The sequence below is a fragment of the Acidiphilium rubrum genome, assembly GCF_900156265.1.
Classification (GTDB): domain Bacteria; phylum Pseudomonadota; class Alphaproteobacteria; order Acetobacterales; family Acetobacteraceae; genus Acidiphilium; species Acidiphilium rubrum.
Window position 1 is genome coordinate 14,592 of record NZ_FTNE01000011.1, and the last position, 15,911, is coordinate 30,502.

Below are 15,911 nucleotides of genomic sequence, written 5' to 3' on the forward strand. Positions count from 1 at the left end.
TCGACGGAACCACCGAGGCAGCGCCCTCCCCTTACCTAAAACTAATGGATTTTAAAGGCTCAGCCTTTAACGGGGTCCAGGGGCAGAGCCCCTGGCCTTGCTTACTCCCGGCCTCACCCCACCGGTGGCCGTGTGGCGACGTGGAAGCGCATTGATTTGGTGAAGAGCAGGCGGAGGGGTTCTGGGATGATCGTGGAGAGCAGGGAGCCGAGGTAGAGGGGGCGGGGGAAGCCGATGACGGCCTGGTTGGCGGCGATGCCGCGGGCGATCAGGGTGGCGGCCTGGGGGGCTTTGAGTTTCATGGGTTGTTCGCCGATGTGGCTGTCGGTCATCGCACTTTCGACATAGCCGGGGCAGGCGACCGAGACGGTGACGCCGGTGCCGGCGAGGGCGGCGCGGAGGGCGAGGCCGTAGGATAATAGTCCTGATTTGCTGGCGCTGTAGGCGGGTGCGTCGGTCAGGGGCGAGAAGGCGGCGAGGGAGCTGACCAAGGCGATGTGGCCGCGTTGTCGGCTGCGCATAGCGGGCAGGATGGCGTGGGTGGTGGCGAGGGCGCCGAGCAGGTTGATTTCGATGACGCGGGCGGCGGTGGCGAAATCTTCGATGGTGCCATCGGCGGTGCGGCCTTCGAGCACGCCGGCGTTGGCGATCAGCAGGTCGATCGGGTGGGTGGTGTCGCTGGTGGTGAGGTAGGTTGTGAGGGTTGCGGTATTGCGGGTGTCGATGCTGGCGGTCTCGACGGTCGCGCCTTTGGCGCGTGCGGCGGTGGCGATGGTGGCGAGGCGGTTTTCGTTGCGGGCGATGAGGATGAGGGTGACGCCGGGTGCGGCGTACTGGAGTGCGAGGGCGGCGCCGATGCCGCTGGAGGCACCGGTGATGACGATGCAGTGTGGCGTGGTCATCAGGTGGCGCGCTTGATCATCAGTTTGGCGATTGTGCCGAGCGAGATGCCTTCGCGTTCGACGCCCGCGACTTCTTCGGCGGTGGCGGCGACGGCGGCGCGGATTTCGGCTTCGGTGTGTTCCGACGAGATGAAGAACCGCAGCCGGGCGGATTTTTCCGGCACGCCGGGCGGCACGATCGGGAAGGCGTTGATGCCGCGTTTGAGCAGGCGTTCGGCCAGCAGGACGGTGCGCAGGGAGTCGCCGATGATGACCGGTGTGACGGCGTAGCCGGCGCTGGTGCCGACATCGAGCCCGGCTTCGCGGGCGAGGCGGAGGAACAACTGGCCGTTGGCCTGAAGGCGGGCGACGCGCGCGGGTTCGCGGCGCATGATTTCGATGGCGGTGAGGGCGGCGAGTGCCGCGGGGGCGGGCATGCCGACGCTGTAGACCATGCCGGGGGCGGCGAGTTTCAGAAAATCGATCAGCGGGCGGCTGCCGGCGACGTAGCCGCCGCAGCTGACCAGGGTTTTCGACAGGGTGCCGAGCCAGATATCGACCCGGCGGGGATCGATTCCGGCTTGTTCGGCGATGCCGCGCCCGGTGGCGCCGAGCACGCCGACCGAGTGGGCTTCATCGACCATCAGCCAGCAATCGAAGCGGTCCTTGATGTCCACCAGGCGGGCGAGGTCGGGACCGTCGCCGTCCATCGAGAACAGGCCTTCGGTGATGATCATGACGCGTTCGAATTTGTCGCGCGTGGCGGCGAGCATGGCCTCGAGGCCGGCGAGGTCGTTGTGCGGGAACGGCCGGCGGGTGGCGCCGCTGAGCTGGGCGCCGACCACGACGCAGTTGTGGATCAGGCTGTCGTGCAGGATCAAATCCTTCGGGCCGAGCAGGGCGGCGACCGTGGAGATGGCGGTGGCGTGGCCGCTGACGAACACCAGCGCGTCGTCTGCCTCATAGATGTCGGCCAGGGCGCGTTCCAGCTGGCGGTGGAAATCGCGCTCGCCGGCGGTGATCCGGCTGGCGGAGACGCTGGTGCCCCAGGTTTTTGTCGCCTCGATCACTGCGGCGGTGATGTCCGGGTGGCCGTTCAGGCCGAGGTAGTCGTAGGAGGCGAAATTGACCACGGGCTGGCCGGCGATCACGCTGCGCGCACCGGCCATGGCGTCGTGCACCCGGTAGAACGGGAAGTTCAGATGCAGCGCATCGGCCACCGCGCGCTGGGTGCGGAAGGCCTGGTAGGCGGGCAGGGTTTCGAACGAGGTATCGAATTTACCGGCTGATGCCGCGCTGCCCGCACTGGTGCTGCCGGCGCGGGGGGCGGGTTCGACTGCGGGGGTTTTGACCATGGTTTCCAGCAGGGCGGCCTTGAAGCCACGGCTGAAGCGCCCGCCTTCGGTCTTCATAGCAGGGTCCCCGCGGTGCTGCGTTGCGCCTCGATCGCTTCGTTGACCGCCATCAGTTCGGAGACGCCGATGTCACGCGCGCCGTGCTGCATCAGCAGGCGGCGTTCGGCATCGCCGAGGCCTGCGGGGGCGTCGGCCGTGGTCGCGGCGGCACCGGCGATCAGGCGGGCGGCGAGATCGTTGACGCTGACGCCGGAATTGATCGCGACGACCGGCAGTTCGACGCCGAAGCGGGTTTCGATGCCCATGCGGAGTTCGATGCTCATGAGCGAGTCCATGCCCAGCTCATCGAGCCGGCGGGCGGGGTCGATATCCTCCGCGGCGAGGCGGAGGATGCGGGCGACTTCGGCGGCGACCAGTGCGGCCACCAGGGCGCGGGCTTCGGCGTCCGGCTTACCGGCGATCATGCCGGCGAGGTCGAGCCCGGCGTCCGCGCTGATGCTGTCGGCGGCGGTGAACAGGCCGGCGAAACTCGGGGTTTGCAGCAGTTTCAGGGCGCGCAGCATGCCGTTCGGGCGGATGGTGGCGCAGTAGACCGTGGCGGGCACCGCATTGCCGGCGGCGAGCAGGCCGCCGAGATAGCCGAGCGCCTCACGCGCGCGCATGGCGGCGATGCCGCTGATGCGTTCGAGTTTCGCCGCGGTATCCTGGTCGCGCGCCAGCACGCCGGCATCGGCGATGGCACCCCAGGCGACCGCGAGGCCGGGCAGGCCGCGGGCGCGGCGGTTGCGCATCAGCCCTTGCAGATAGCCGTTGGCGGCGACGTAGGCCGACTGGCCGGGGTTGCCGATCATGGTGGTGGCGGAGGAATAGGCGACGAAATAATCGAGCGCGTGGTCGCGCGTGGCGTGGTCGAGATGGGCGGCGCCGGTGATTTTGGGGGCCAGGACCGCGCGGGTGCGGGCCGGGGCGAGGTTGGCGATCAGCCCATCGTCGAGCACCATGGCGGCGTGGATGATGCCGGCGATGCGGCCGTGATCGGCCGTGAGTCGCGCGATCAGGGCGGTGACGGCGGCCTGGTCGGTCGCATCGAGCGGTTCGACCAGGATGGTGGTGCCGAGGCTGGTCATCGCCTCGGCGCGGGCTTGCAGCGCGGGTTCGAGCGTGCCGCGGCGCGAGGCGAGGACGATGGTGCGCGCGCCCTGTTCGGCGAGCCAGGCGGCGGTTTCGAACCCGAAGCCGCTGGTGCCGCCGACCACGAGATGCACGCCGGCGGCCGGTTCGAAGCGGTGGACCGGCGCGGTCGTGGCCATCGGCGGGGATGGCGGGCGGACCAGCAATTTGCCGATGTGCAGGCCCGATTGCATCGACTGGAACGCCTCCGCCGCTGCCGGCGCATCGAACGCGCGGTAGGGCAGCGGGCAGAAATCGCCGCGTTCGAAGCCGGCCACGATGTCCTGCATCAGGGCCTGGGTGAGCGGCAGGTTGGCGGCGAGCAGCTGATCGAGGTCGACGCCGAAATAGGTCAGGTTGCGGCGGAACGGGCGCAGGCCGAGGGCGGTGTTGGCGACATAGTCGCGCTTGCCGAGTTCGATGAAGCGGCCGAACGGCTTGAGGCATTTCAGGCTGGCGAGCATGGCGTCGCCGGCCAGGGAGTTCAGCACGACATCGACGCCGCCGATCGCGTCGCGGATGTCATCGGCGAAGGCGGTGCTGCGGGAATTGAAGATGAGTTCGGCACCGAACAGGGTGGCGAGCGCGCGTTTGTCGGGCGAGCTGACGGTGGCGATGATGCGGGCACCGCGGGCGCGGGCGATCTGCATGGCGGCGATGCCGACGCCGCCGGCGGCACCGTGGATCAGCACGGTTTCGCCTTCGCGCAATTGGGCGAGATGGACCAGCCCGTACCAGGCGGTGAGGAAGGCGACCGGGATCGACGTGCTCGCCTCGACCGCCATGCCTTCGGGCAGTCTGGTGAAGACCCGCGCATCGGCGGTGGTGTGGGTGGCGAAACTCTGGCGGCCGAAGCCCATGACGGCGTCGCCCGGTTGCAGCGTGGTGACGGCGCTGCCGGCGCGGACGACGCGGCCGGCGCATTCGAAGCCGAACACCGCACCGGCCAGACCATCGTCGAGCACGTCGTCATCGAGCAGGCCGGTGGCGAGCATGACGTCGCGGAAGTTCAGGCCGGCAGCGGCGATTTCGACCTCGACCTCGTGCGCGGCGGGGGCGGTGCGGGTGGCGGGCACCCAGTCGAACTGCGAGAGCACGCCTTTGGCCGGGAGTTCGAGGCGCGCGGCCTCGACCTGATGGCTGGCTTGCCCGGTGGTGACGCCGTTGGCGAGGCGGATGGCGGTGATGCCGGTGGCATCGATCAGCAATTCCGCCTCGGTGCCTGGTGCAGCGAGCAGCGCGGCGAGATGGGGGGCGGCGCTGTCCGGCGCGAGGCCGGGTGCGAGGTCGATCAGTCTGAGGGTGATATCCGGGTATTCGTTGACCGCGACGCGGGCGAAGCACCAGAGGGCTTCGGCGGCGGGGTCGCTGCCGTCGAGACCGCTGACCACCAGCCAGAGGCGGGTGGGCAGGGCAGCGGTGGCGCCGAGCAGGGCGGCGAGATGATCGATATTGGCTTCGAGGCTGCGGTCGGCGGCGGTGAACACGTAATCGATCGTCTGATCCGGGTGCGCGGCGGCGATGCTGGCGCAGGCCGCGCCGAAACCGGCCGGATCGGCTGCGATGGACCGCACGGTGCGGCCCTGGGCGTGGATGGTTTGGGTCAGCGCGTCGAACAGCGCTGCATGGCCGATCAGCACGGCGGGCGGGGCGGCGGCGGCGGCCGCGGTTGCGACTGCGTCGGGCCGGGCGAGCAGGATGGTGCCGGTGCCCGCACCGGTCGGGTACGGTTCGATCGCGTGGCAACCCGCGTGCAGCAGGGCGCGGCTGGCATCATGGCGCGAGACGCTGCGCGGGGCGCCGGCATCGGTCGCGCCGAGCAGGACATCGAGCATGATCGAATCGGTCGGTTGCAGCACCGCGATCAGGCCGGCGGGGTCGATCCGCGCGGCGAGGCCGCGGGCGAGGGCGGCATCGTCGGTGATGGCGCCGGCGAAGGCCAGGGCGAGATCATATCTGGTTTCGATCGGGGCGTCATCGGTTTCGGTGAGGTCGAGGATGTCGATACCATCGAGCGTGCCGCGCCGGGCCTGGAGGTGGCGCAGGCGTTTGCCGTCGGTGCCCGCGATGGTGACGGTGGCGCGTTGGGCGCGGATCAGCGGCAGGAGCGCGTGCAGCAGCCCCATCGAGCCGGGTTCGCCGATCAGCAGGCGCAGCGGATCGGGCGCGGTGCGACCAGCGAGGCGGCTGACCAGAGCGAGGGCGGCCTGGTGCAGCGGGGCGGCGAGGATCGAATCGGTCTCGAACTGATCGATGATCGATGCGCTGACGACAGCGCGCGCACCGGTGGCGATGGCGGCCGGCAGGCTGCGCAGCGCCTGGGCGCCGAGCACGATTTCGGGCGTCGCACCGGCGTGTTCGGCGGCGAAGGCTTCGAGGATCAGGGTGGCGGCGGGCAGGCCGGTTTCGGATGCCAGGGTCCAGCGATCGCCGGTATTGGTGGCAAGGCCGGCGGCTTGCAGACCGGCGTAGAGGCTGGCGGCGAGCGGCGATGGCGGTTGGGTTTCGCTGCGAACGGCGAGCGCCTGATGGGCGAGCGCGCGGGCGAAGGCTTCGAGGATCTGCCAGGATTCGGGCCGTTCGGTCAGCACCTGATCCTGCAGAGCGGCCACGGCATCCTGGTACAGCGCGGTACCGGCGGCGAAGCGTTCGAGCCTGATGGCGGTCTGGTGGAACAGCGCGGGGGCGGCTTTGCGGCGGTCGAACACCACGGCCCGGAACAGGCCGCCGGTCAGGGTTGCGATCACGCTGTGATCGGCGGCATAGAGCGTGGCGGCGATCGAGAGCGAATGATCGGTCTCGCGATCGACCACGACGCGGGCGCGGGCGGGGATTGCGTCGTCCTGATCGATCCGCAGATTGGCGAAGCGGACCGGCAGATAAGCGTAGCGCTCGCCCTGGCGCAGCTTGATGTTTTCGAACAGCGCGTGGAACGCGGCATCGAGTGCCACCGGGTGCAGGATGTGCGGGCGGGTGAAGGCACCGGCGGACGCCTCGATCGGGGCGAGGTCGATTTCGATGATCTTGTCGTCGCGCCGTGCGGCGAGCACGCGGCGGAAGGAAGGGCCGTAATCGACCCCGGCATCGCTCGCGCTGGCGTAGACGCGTTCGGCGGTCATGTGGTGTGGCAGCTCCGTGGGGGCGACGAAGGCGGGCGGTGCCGAGGCCGGGCGGGTGATGCGGCCCCTGGCATGCAGCGTCCATTCATCGCCGGCGTGGCGCGGGCGGCTCCAGATTTCGACGATGCCGGTATCGCCGGCGAGGCGGACCGAGATTTCGCGCATCTGCCCGGCTTGCAGCGGCAGCCATTGCAGCAGGTCGAAATCCTCGAGCGCGATCGGGCCTTCGGGCCAGGTTTCGCGTGCGACGGCGAGCGCCATTTCGGCGAAGCCGGTGCCGGGGACGATGATTTCATCATCGATCCGGTGATCGGCCAGATAGGGCACGATCGTGGCATCGAGCAGGTGGCGCCACTCGGTGCCGCCGGTTTGCAGGCGGCTGCCGATCAGCGGGTGCAGCGGGGTGGTGCCGTAGAAATCGAGCGCCTCGGCGGTGTGGTTGTGCGGAAACTGGCGGCGCTGCCAGGCGTAGGACGGCAGAGCGACGCGATGCGCTGTGGGGGCGCCGAACACGCGCTCGGCATCGAACCGGGCGCCGGCGACCAGCGCACGGGCAAGGATGGCGGTGAGCGGATCGCCGGGCAGGGCGCCGTTTTTTTCTTCGACCAGGCTGGCGAGCACCGTGCCGTCGGCGCCGATGTCGCGCAGCGTGTCGGTGATGTTGTTGCCGAGGATCGGGCGCGGGCCGATTTCGATGAACAGCGTGCCACCCTGGCGGGCGGCGGCGGTGATCGCATCGCGGAAGCGGACCGGTTCGCGCACGTTGTGCCACCAGTATTCGGCATCGAGGCGATCGCCGGCCATCACCTCGCCGGTGACGGTGGAGATGAAACCGGTGGTCGTGCTGCTGGCCGCGATGGTGCCGAGCGCTTCGAGCAGCGGGGCGCGGATCGGCGCGAGCAGGCCAGAGTGGAACGGATAGGCCAGATCGAGCACGCGGGTGGCGATGCGGCGCTTCTGCGCGAAGCGGACGAAGCGGCGGATGGTGGCTTCATCGCCCGACAGCGTGACCGAGGTGGGGCTGTTGCTGGCGGCGACTTCGAGGCCGGTGAAGCCGGCTTCCGCGATCAGGGTGGTGGCCGCGTCATGCGACAGGCTGGCGACCGCCATGGTGCCGAGACCGTGGACATCCTCCTGCTGCTGGCTGCGGTGATAGATGATGTGCACCGCCTGCGCGAGGCTGATGGCACCGGCAGCTTCGGCGGCGGCGACTTCACCGACACTGTGGCCGAGCACCATGTCCGGCGCGATGCCGGCGGCGGCGAGGGCAGCGGTGAGCGAGGCCTGCACCGCGAACAGCATGGGCTGGGCGATGCGGGTGAATTTCAGCCGTGCCGCCAGATCGGGGTCATGCAGGGCGTCGACCAGGGACCAGCCGGCGAGCGGCTGGAATGCGGCGTCGATCGCGTCGAACCGCTGGCGGAACGCGGCGGCGCGCTGATAGGCGGTGCGGCCCATGCCGGCCCATTGGCAGCCGTTGCCGGAGAACACGAAGCACAGGCGGGGTGGTGCGGCCGGCGCGGTGCCGGTGGCGATGGCGGGATTGCTGCCGGTTTGTGCGAAATGCCGCAGCGCCTGGGCCATCGCGATGCTGGAGTCGACCGGCAAAGCGAGGCGGTGGCCAGCGAGGTCGCGCTGCCAGGCGACCGCGTTGGCGATGCGGGCGGGGGCGATGTCGCTCGTGACCATGAAATCGGCGAAGGCGGCGGCGGTTGCGGCGAGGGCGGCCTTGGAATGGGCGGAGAGCATCAGCACCGCGGCGGTATCGGGCGCTGCGGGGGACGCGACGGCGGTTTCGATGCCTTCGGCGGCGCGCAGCACGACATGGGCGTTGGTGCCGCCGAAGCCGAACGAGGAGATGCCGGCGTGCAGCGTGCCGGTGGCGGCGAGCGGCACCGCTTTGGTTGCCACGGCGAGGTTGAGGGCGCCGAAATCGATCGCCTGGTTGAGCGTTTCGGTGTGCAGCGTGCGCGGCAGCAGGCGGTGTTCCATCGCCAGAATGGCTTTGAACATGCCGGCGAGGCCGGAGGCGGGTTCGAGATGGCCGATGTTGGATTTGACCGAGCCGATCGGCAGGATGTCCGCGCGTTTCTGGCCCAGCGCCTCGCCGATCGCGGTGGCTTCGGCGGGGTCGCCCACGGCGGTGCCGGTGCCATGCGCCTCGGCGAAGGACAGGCGGGCGGGGTCGATGCCGGCCTCGCCGTAGATGCGTTCGAGCAGGGCGCGCTGGCCCTCCATCGCGGGGAGCGAGATGCCGGAGGTGCGGCCGTCCGAATTGATGCCCGAGGCGAGGGCGACGGCGCGGACCTTGTAGCCGCGCTCGATTGCGACATCGCGCCGGGTGAGCACCATGGCGACCGCACCCTCGGCGCGGACATAGCCATCCGCCGCGGCGGCGAAGGGCCGGCACAGGCCGGTGGGCGAGAGCATCGAGGCGCGCGAGAAGCCGATGAACGAGGTGGGCGAGAGCAGCAGGTTGACACCCGCGACGATCGCGACATCGATCCGGCCCGAAGCGATCGCGGCCTGGGCTTCGGCGAAGGCGACCAGCGAGGAGGAGCAGGCGGTGTCGATGGTGAAGCTGGGGCCGTGAAAGTCGAAGATGTAGGAAATCCGGTTGGACAGCACCGAGAGGGTGTTGCCGGTCATGAAATGGCTCTCGATCGCGGCGGGATCGGTGGTGTGCAGATTGCCGTAATCGAGGCTGGAGGCGCCGACATAAACGCCGACTTCGGTGCCCGCGAGCGCGCTGGGCGGGATGCCGGCGTTTTCGAGCGCGCCCCAGACGACATCGAGCAGGAGGCGTTGCTGCGGGTCGATTTCGGCGGCTTCGCGCGGTGAAATGCCGAAGACCGCCGGGTCGAACCCTAGCGGATCGTCGATATAGCCGCCCGCGAAGGTGTAGCTGAAGCCGGGCTGGCTCTTGTCCGGATGGAAGAACCGCTCGGCGCGCCACCGGCCGGCGGGCAGCGGCCCGACCGCGCAGCGTTCATCGACCAGTAATTGCCAGAAGGCAGCCTCGTCCGCGGCACCGGGCAGGCGGCAGGCGATGCCGTTGATGGCAACCTGCGAACGGTCGGGGCGGGCGGGGTTCGTGGGTAACGAAATCAAATCACTGCTCTCTTTCGGGCTGGGCAACGCAAGAAGTTTAATATTTTGCAACATAACATGGCGCTACTCAAATCCGTAGCGCCATGGGCGATGTTTAACAGGGCGCGGACCGATCGACCATGGACCGGGGCCGCCGACCTGATGCAGTGTTTGTGCCGGTCGAATTGGGCGCACCGCAGAGGCCGTGGCCAGCGCGATGGCGGGCAAGGCATAAGGAGGACTTCTTTTTTGTAAAAAAGAAGCAAAAAACTTTCTGACTCCGGGGCATGGGCGTTTCGACCGGCACGGGCCCAGATTAGCGAAGTTTTTTTTGCTTCTTTTTTGTTCACAAAAAAGAAGAAGTTTCTTCTGAAAGTCGATTACGACCGGCTCAAGATGCCGCGCGGCCGAGATAGGCTTCCTGCATCTGGCCCGAGGCGAGCAGATTGCTTGCGTTGTCCTGGTGGATGATGCGGCCGACTTCCAGCACGTAGCCGCGGTCGGCCAGTTTCAGGGCGGCGCGGGCGTTTTGCTCGACGATCAGGATGGTGACGCCGGTATCGGCGATGCTGCGCAGGCTGCGGAAGATGCTCTGGATGATGATCGGGGCGAGGCCGAGGCTGGGTTCGTCGAGCAGCAGGAGTTTGGGTTTGGCGACCAGGGCGCGGCCGATCGCGAGCATCTGTTGTTCGCCGCCGGACAAGGTGCCGGCGAACTGGGCGCGGCGCTCGGCGAGGCGGGGGAACATGGCGTAGATCGCCTCGACGCTGGCGGGGATTTCACCGGCCGGGCGGGTGAAGCCGCCGAGTTTCAGGTTTTCCGCGACCGTGAGGGTGCCGAACACGCGGCGGCCTTCGGGCGATTGCGCGATGCCGAGGCGCACGATGCGGTCGGCATTGGTGCGGGTGATATCGGTGCCTTCGAAGCCGATGGTGCCGCCGGTTTTGGGCAGCAGGCCGGAGATGGCGCGCATCAGCGTGGTCTTGCCGGCACCGTTCGCGCCGAGGATGGCGACCACCTCGCCCGCCGCGACGGTGAGGGAGACGCCTTTCAGCGCCTCGATCTGGCCATAGGCGACGCGCAGATCGTTGATCGTGAGCAAGCTCATGCCGCGGTTGCCTCGTCGTCGTCCCGGCCGAGATAGGCTTCGATCACCGCGGGGTTGGTGCGGATCGCGGTGGCATTGCCTTCGGCGATCTTGCGGCCGAAATTGATCACCACGATATGGTCGCTCACCTGCATCACCACATTCATGTCGTGCTCGACCAGCAGGATGGTGACACCGGTATCGCGGATCATGAAGATGGTATCGTTCAGGGCGGCCGATTCCGCATCGTTCAGCCCGGCGGCCGGTTCGTCGAGAATGATCAGCCTGGGTTGGCCGGCGAGGGTGCGGGCGAGTTCGACGCGGCGCTGCACGCCATAGGGCAGCGAGGTTGCCGGTGTGTCGGCCACGCCTTCGAGATCGAGGCGGCGGAGGATGTCGTGGGTGCGGGCGGCGAGTTCGGCTTCCTCGCGGCGCTGGGCGGGCAGGGCGAGCAGGCCCTGCCACCAGTGCTGGCGGGCGGCGAGATGGCAGCCGGCGCGGACGTTTTCGAACACGCTCATGTCGGCGAACAGGCGGATGGTCTGGAAGGTGCGGCGCAGGCCCAGCGTGGCGATGCGGGCGGGTTTGGCGCCGGTGATGTCGTTGCCCTGCCAGCGGATCGTGCCGGAGGCGGGTTTGTAGACGCCGGTGATCATGTTGAAGACGGTGGTCTTGCCCGCGCCGTTCGGCCCGATCAGCCCGACGATCTGGCCCTGGTTGACGGTGAAGCTCAGATCGTCGACGGCGCGCAAGCCGCCGAAGCTGATGCCGATGCCGTCGAGTTCGAGCAGTGCGGTCATGCAGCGCTCCGTCGGCGCGGCAGCAGGCCTTGCGGGCGCAGCACCATCACCGCGATCATCGCGATGCCGAACACGAAATAGCGGTATTCCGCGAGGCCCCGGAAAATCTGCGGTACCACGAACATCAGCGCGGTGCCGAGCAGAACGCCGGGGATCGAGCCCTGGCCGCCGACGATGACGATGGCGAACAGGGTGACCGATTCGGTGAACACGAAGGACGAGGGGCTGACGGTGGAGAGTTGCACCGCGAACAACGTGCCGGCGAGGCCGGCGAGCGCGGCGCCGAGGGCGAAAGCCAGGGTTTTCACCTTGCGGGCATCGACCCCGAGGGTGCTGGCGGCGAGTTCGTCCTGCTTGAGATAGCGCAGCGCGCGGCCGAATTCGCAGGCATCGAGATTGCGCATGACCAGCAGGACGAGGCCGAGCAACACCCAGTCGAGCCAGAACATCGCGCTCTGGCTTTCGAGTTGCAGGCCGAACAGCGAGGGGACGCCGATGCCGGTGATGCCGTCCGACCCGCCGGTGATGCCGCCGGGGTTGTTCTGCATCGCGAGGACGAAGATGGCGTTGAACCCGATGGTCGCGACCAGCAGATAATCACCGCGCAGGCGGATCAGCGGGGCGGAGAGCAGCGCGCCGGCGGCGGCGGCGAGCAGCATGGCGAGCGGCAGGGTGAGCAGGATCGGCACGTTCAGCGTGGTGTTCAGAATGGCGGTGACATAGGCGCCGATGCCGAAATAGACCGCGTGCCCCATGTCGAACATGCCGGCGCGGCCGAGGATGACATCCTCCGACAGGGCGGTGATGGCATAGATTGCGAAAAACGCCGCGATCGAGACCCAGGAACTGTCGAGTGCGAAGGGCAGGGCGAGGCCAGCGGCCCAGAGCAGCGCGCCGAGCTTGAGTCCGTCCAGCTTGAACCCGCGCATCAGACCTTCTCCGCGACGCGCTCGCCCAGCAGGCCGGTGGGGCGCACCAGCAGGATCACGATCAGCAGGCCGAAGGTGATCGCGTCCTGCCAGGAGCTTGAGACGTACCCGGCCGCAAAGGCGTTGAACAAGCCGAGCAGCACGCCGCCGAGCATCGCACCCGGAATGTTGCCGATGCCGCCGAGAATCGCCGCGATGAAGGCATAGAGCCCGTAGGTCCAGCCCATGGTGAAATAGGCTTCGCGGTAATAGATGCCGATGAACAGGCCGCCGATGGCGCCCAGCCCCGGGCCGATGATGAACACGCTGGTGATCACACGGTTGACGTTGATGCCCATCAGCCGCGCCGCGTCCTGATCGATCGCGGCGGCGCGGATCGCGGTGCCGAAGCGGGTGTGGTTCACGAAGAGATAGAGTGCGGCCATCAGCACCAGCGAGGCGAGGATGATCATCACCTGGATGAAGCTGATGGTGGCGCCGGCGACGTGCCAGGTGGTCGCGGGCAGCAGGTTCGAGGGGAACACATGCACCTGCGGACCCCAGACCAGCATGATGCCGTTTTCGATCATCAGCGACGCACCGAGGGCGGAGACCACCGCGGCCAGACGATCGGCCTTGCGCAGGGGGCGGTAGGCGATGCGTTCGAGCACGACGCCCGCCACCGCGATCGCGATGATCGAGACCACGAAGGCGAGCAGCAGCAGTGCGGCACCCGGATGGCCGCCGCCGGCCGAGCCGGTCAGCATGGTCAGGCCGACGAAGGCACCGAGGATGCACAGATCGCCATGGGCGAAGTTGATCAGCCGCATCACGCCATAGACCATGGTGTAACCCAGCGCGATCAACGCGTAGATGCCACCCACCGTCAGGCCGTTGACGATCTGCTGGATGAATGTGCCCATGGCGGGCGCCGCTCAGCCCGCGGTCGGAGTGGGGTAGAGAATTTTATAGCTTCCGTCCGGCTGGACCTCGAACGCGACGAACGGGCTGCCGGTGCGCTCGCCCTTGGCGTTCCAGGCGAAGGTGCCGGTGAGGCCCTGGAACGATTTCATGCCGTGCAGATAGGTTTCGAGCGCGGCGGGTTTGACCGATTTGGTGGCTGCGATCGCCTGCATCACCGCGCGCATGCCATCGGCGTTGGTCAGCGTGAATACCGAAGGCGGCAGCGCGCCGTATTTGGTTTTGTAATCGGCGACGAATTGCTTGGCGACCGGATAGGGCAGGTCGGCCGGTGCGGGGACGTTGATGATGATCGAACCCGCTGCCGCCGCGCCCGCGATTTTGGCGAAGGCGACGTTCTGATTGGCGTCGCCGCCGACGAAAGTGGCTTTCATGCCGAGTTGGGTCATCTGCGCGCGGATCAGCCCGCCATCGGAATAATAGCCCGAGAAATACAGCGCATCGGGTTGCAGCGCCTTCAGTTTGGTCAAAACCGGCGAGAAATTCTGCGAGCCGGCGTTGATGAAGGATTTATCGACGATTGTGCCGTGCGCGGCCTTGACGTCCGCGACCACGGCTTCGGCCAGACCGGTCGCGAAGCTCGAATGGTCGGTCAGGACTGCGATTTTCTTGTAGTGCTGCACATCGACCAGATAATGCGCGGTGAATTTGGCTTCCGCCGAATTGGGCGCCGCATTGCCGAACCAGGTCTTGTAACCGTGCTTGAGCAATTCATTGCTGGTGCCATCGGAGGTCTGGATCACGTCGGCCCGGGCATAGATCGGCTCGGCGGCGAGCGCGGCGCCGCTGGTGTAGGAGCCGATGACGGCGACGACATGGTCGTTGACCAGCTGGCGCGCGCAGATTGCGGCTTGCGCTGCCTCGCCCTGGTCGTCACAGGTGATCACCTCGATCTTGCGGCCGAGCAGCCCGCCCTTGGCATTCTGCTGCGCCGCCAGCAACTTCACCGCCCGCGCGATCCCCTGGCCTTCGTCGGCGTAGGTGCCGGTGATCGGCGCCTGGACACCGATTTTGATCGGCGGTGCAGCATGGGCCGCGCCGGACGCCGCGAGCAGTGCGACCGATACGCCGAGGCCGATTGTCGATGTCCTGAGCATTCGAGGTTCCCCTGTCTGGTTATCATCGTTCGTTGCAGATGAACGTCATCCTACACCATGAAACGCCGCCACCGACAACCGGACCGGCAGTCGGGGGCGTGGCCCGCCTTGCTGACGGGCTGGCCGCGCCCCCGACCGTGGGTCAGGTGATCAGGATTGCGCGGAAATCATTGACGTTGGTGCGGGTGGGGCCGGTGGTGATCAGGTCGCCCAGCCGGCTGAATACCGTGTAGCCATCGTTATCGGCGAGGGCGACGGCGGGGTCGATGCCGGCGGCGCGGGCGCGGGCGATGGTGTCGGGCGTGAGGCGGGCGCCGGCGTTGGATTCGGTGCCGTCGATGCCATCGGTATCGCAGGCGATGGCGTGGATGCGCGGGTGGCCGGCGAGGGCGATGGCGAGGCCGAGCAGGAATTCGGCGTTGCGGCCGCCGCGGCCGTTGCCGCGCACGGTGACGGTGGTTTCGCCGCCCGAGATCAGCACGCAGGGCGGGGTGGCGGGTTGGCCGTGGGTGGCGCTGCTGTGGGCCATGGCGGCCATGACGCGGGCGACGTCGTTCGCTTCGCCTTCGATGGCATCGCCAAGGATGATCGGCGTGATGCCGGCGGCGCGGGCGACGCCAGCGGCGGCTTCGAGCGCGTGCCAGGGGGTCGCGATCATGATGCTGGTGGCGCGGTCGAACGCGGGATCGCCTGGTTTCGGGGTTTCGGCTTCGGGCCGGCGCAGCCACGCGGCGACCGCGGCGGGCGGTTCGATGCCGTAGCGCGCGAGGATGGCGGCGGCCTCGGCGCGGGTCGAGGCGTCCGGCACGGTCGGGCCGGAGCCGATCACCGAGGGATCGTCGCCCGGAACGTCCGAGATCATCAGCGTGATGATGCGGGCCGGCGCGCAGGCGGCGGCGAGGCGGCCACCCTTGATGGCGGAGAGATGTTTGCGCACGCAGTTCATGTCGTGGATCGGCGCACCGCTGCGCAGGAGGGCGCGATTGATCGATTGTTTGGCGGCGAGATCGATCCCCGGCGCGGGCAGGGCGAGCAGGGCGGAGGCGCCGCCGGACATCAGGCACAGGACCAGATCATCCGCGGTGAGGCCCTGGACCATGGCGAGCATGCGGGCGGCGGCGCGCTGGCCGGCATCGTCGGGGACGGGGTGCGAGGCTTCGACCACCTCGATCCGGGCGAGGTGATCGACGCCGTGGCCGTAGCGGGTGACCACCAGGCCGGTGAGCGGCCGATCCGCCGGCCATGCAGCCTCGACCACCGAAGCCATGGCGGCGGCGGCCTTGCCGGCGCCAATGACGATGGTGCGGCCCTTGGGCGGCGGCGGCAGATGCGGTGCCATGCAGTGGGCGGGCAGCGCGGCGGCGACGGCGGCGTGGAACATGCGTTCCAGCAGCGCGGTGGCGGGTTCGCTCATCGGGGCGGC

General features: G+C 68.4%; 9 protein-coding genes. All 9 read right to left on the reverse strand.

All coding sequences use genetic code 11. The features are described 5' to 3' along the window. Positions 1-113 precede the first annotated feature (113 nt). On the reverse strand, positions 114-902 hold the full coding sequence (locus BW994_RS09685) for an SDR family NAD(P)-dependent oxidoreductase (protein WP_029313037.1): 789 nt from the start codon (positions 900-902) through the stop codon (positions 114-116). After that, entirely contained in the window at positions 902-2,293 is a 1,392-nt protein-coding gene (locus tag BW994_RS09690; RefSeq protein WP_051657524.1) for an aminotransferase class I/II-fold pyridoxal phosphate-dependent enzyme, read from the reverse strand. The genes BW994_RS09685 and BW994_RS09690 overlap by 1 nt, the downstream gene beginning before the upstream one ends. Beyond that, positions 2,290-9,636: a type I polyketide synthase gene (locus tag BW994_RS09695; RefSeq protein WP_162176815.1), complete on the reverse strand. Its 7,347-nt coding sequence runs from the start codon at positions 9,634-9,636 to the stop codon at positions 2,290-2,292. Before BW994_RS09695 ends, BW994_RS09690 begins: the two co-directional genes overlap by 4 nt. A gap of 370 nt (positions 9,637-10,006) precedes the next feature. After that, complete coding sequence (locus tag BW994_RS09700) at positions 10,007-10,723, reverse strand: ABC transporter ATP-binding protein (protein WP_029313034.1); 717 nt, start codon at positions 10,721-10,723, stop codon at positions 10,007-10,009. Continuing rightward, positions 10,720-11,502 (reverse strand): ABC transporter ATP-binding protein, encoded by a 783-nt coding sequence (locus tag BW994_RS09705; RefSeq protein WP_029313033.1) that lies wholly within the window; start codon positions 11,500-11,502, stop codon positions 10,720-10,722. The genes BW994_RS09700 and BW994_RS09705 overlap by 4 nt, the downstream gene beginning before the upstream one ends. Continuing rightward, positions 11,499-12,431: a branched-chain amino acid ABC transporter permease gene (locus tag BW994_RS09710; protein ID WP_029313032.1), complete on the reverse strand. Its 933-nt coding sequence runs from the start codon at positions 12,429-12,431 to the stop codon at positions 11,499-11,501. The genes BW994_RS09705 and BW994_RS09710 overlap by 4 nt, the downstream gene beginning before the upstream one ends. Beyond that, complete coding sequence (locus tag BW994_RS09715; protein ID WP_029313031.1) at positions 12,431-13,333, reverse strand: branched-chain amino acid ABC transporter permease; 903 nt, start codon at positions 13,331-13,333, stop codon at positions 12,431-12,433. Before BW994_RS09715 ends, BW994_RS09710 begins: the two co-directional genes overlap by 1 nt. 12 nt (positions 13,334-13,345) lie before the next feature. Further along, the gene (locus tag BW994_RS09720; protein ID WP_029313030.1) at positions 13,346-14,488 is read right to left on the reverse strand and encodes a branched-chain amino acid ABC transporter substrate-binding protein; all 1,143 of its coding nucleotides are present in this window, start codon (positions 14,486-14,488) and stop codon (positions 13,346-13,348) included. A 142-nt stretch (positions 14,489-14,630) separates the two neighbouring features. Next, entirely contained in the window at positions 14,631-15,902 is a 1,272-nt protein-coding gene (locus BW994_RS09725) for a glycerate kinase type-2 family protein (protein ID WP_029313029.1), read from the reverse strand. Positions 15,903-15,911 lie beyond the last annotated feature (9 nt).

What these genes read in the sequence shown, in the direction of transcription:
- BW994_RS09685 (WP_029313037.1), bottom strand. Translation starts at nt 902, where the DNA reads ATGACCACGCCACACTGCATCGTCATCACCGGTGCCTCCAGCGGCATC.
- BW994_RS09690 (WP_051657524.1), bottom strand. Translation starts at nt 2,293, where the DNA reads ATGAAGACCGAAGGCGGGCGCTTCAGCCGTGGCTTCAAGGCCGCCCTG.
- BW994_RS09700 (WP_029313034.1), bottom strand. Translation starts at nt 10,723, where the DNA reads ATGAGCTTGCTCACGATCAACGATCTGCGCGTCGCCTATGGCCAGATC.
- BW994_RS09705 (WP_029313033.1), bottom strand. Translation starts at nt 11,502, where the DNA reads ATGACCGCACTGCTCGAACTCGACGGCATCGGCATCAGCTTCGGCGGC.
- BW994_RS09710 (WP_029313032.1), bottom strand. Translation starts at nt 12,431, where the DNA reads ATGCGCGGGTTCAAGCTGGACGGACTCAAGCTCGGCGCGCTGCTCTGG.
- BW994_RS09715 (WP_029313031.1), bottom strand. Translation starts at nt 13,333, where the DNA reads ATGGGCACATTCATCCAGCAGATCGTCAACGGCCTGACGGTGGGTGGC.
- BW994_RS09720 (WP_029313030.1), bottom strand. Translation starts at nt 14,488, where the DNA reads ATGCTCAGGACATCGACAATCGGCCTCGGCGTATCGGTCGCACTGCTC.
- BW994_RS09725 (WP_029313029.1), bottom strand. Translation starts at nt 15,902, where the DNA reads ATGAGCGAACCCGCCACCGCGCTGCTGGAACGCATGTTCCACGCCGCC.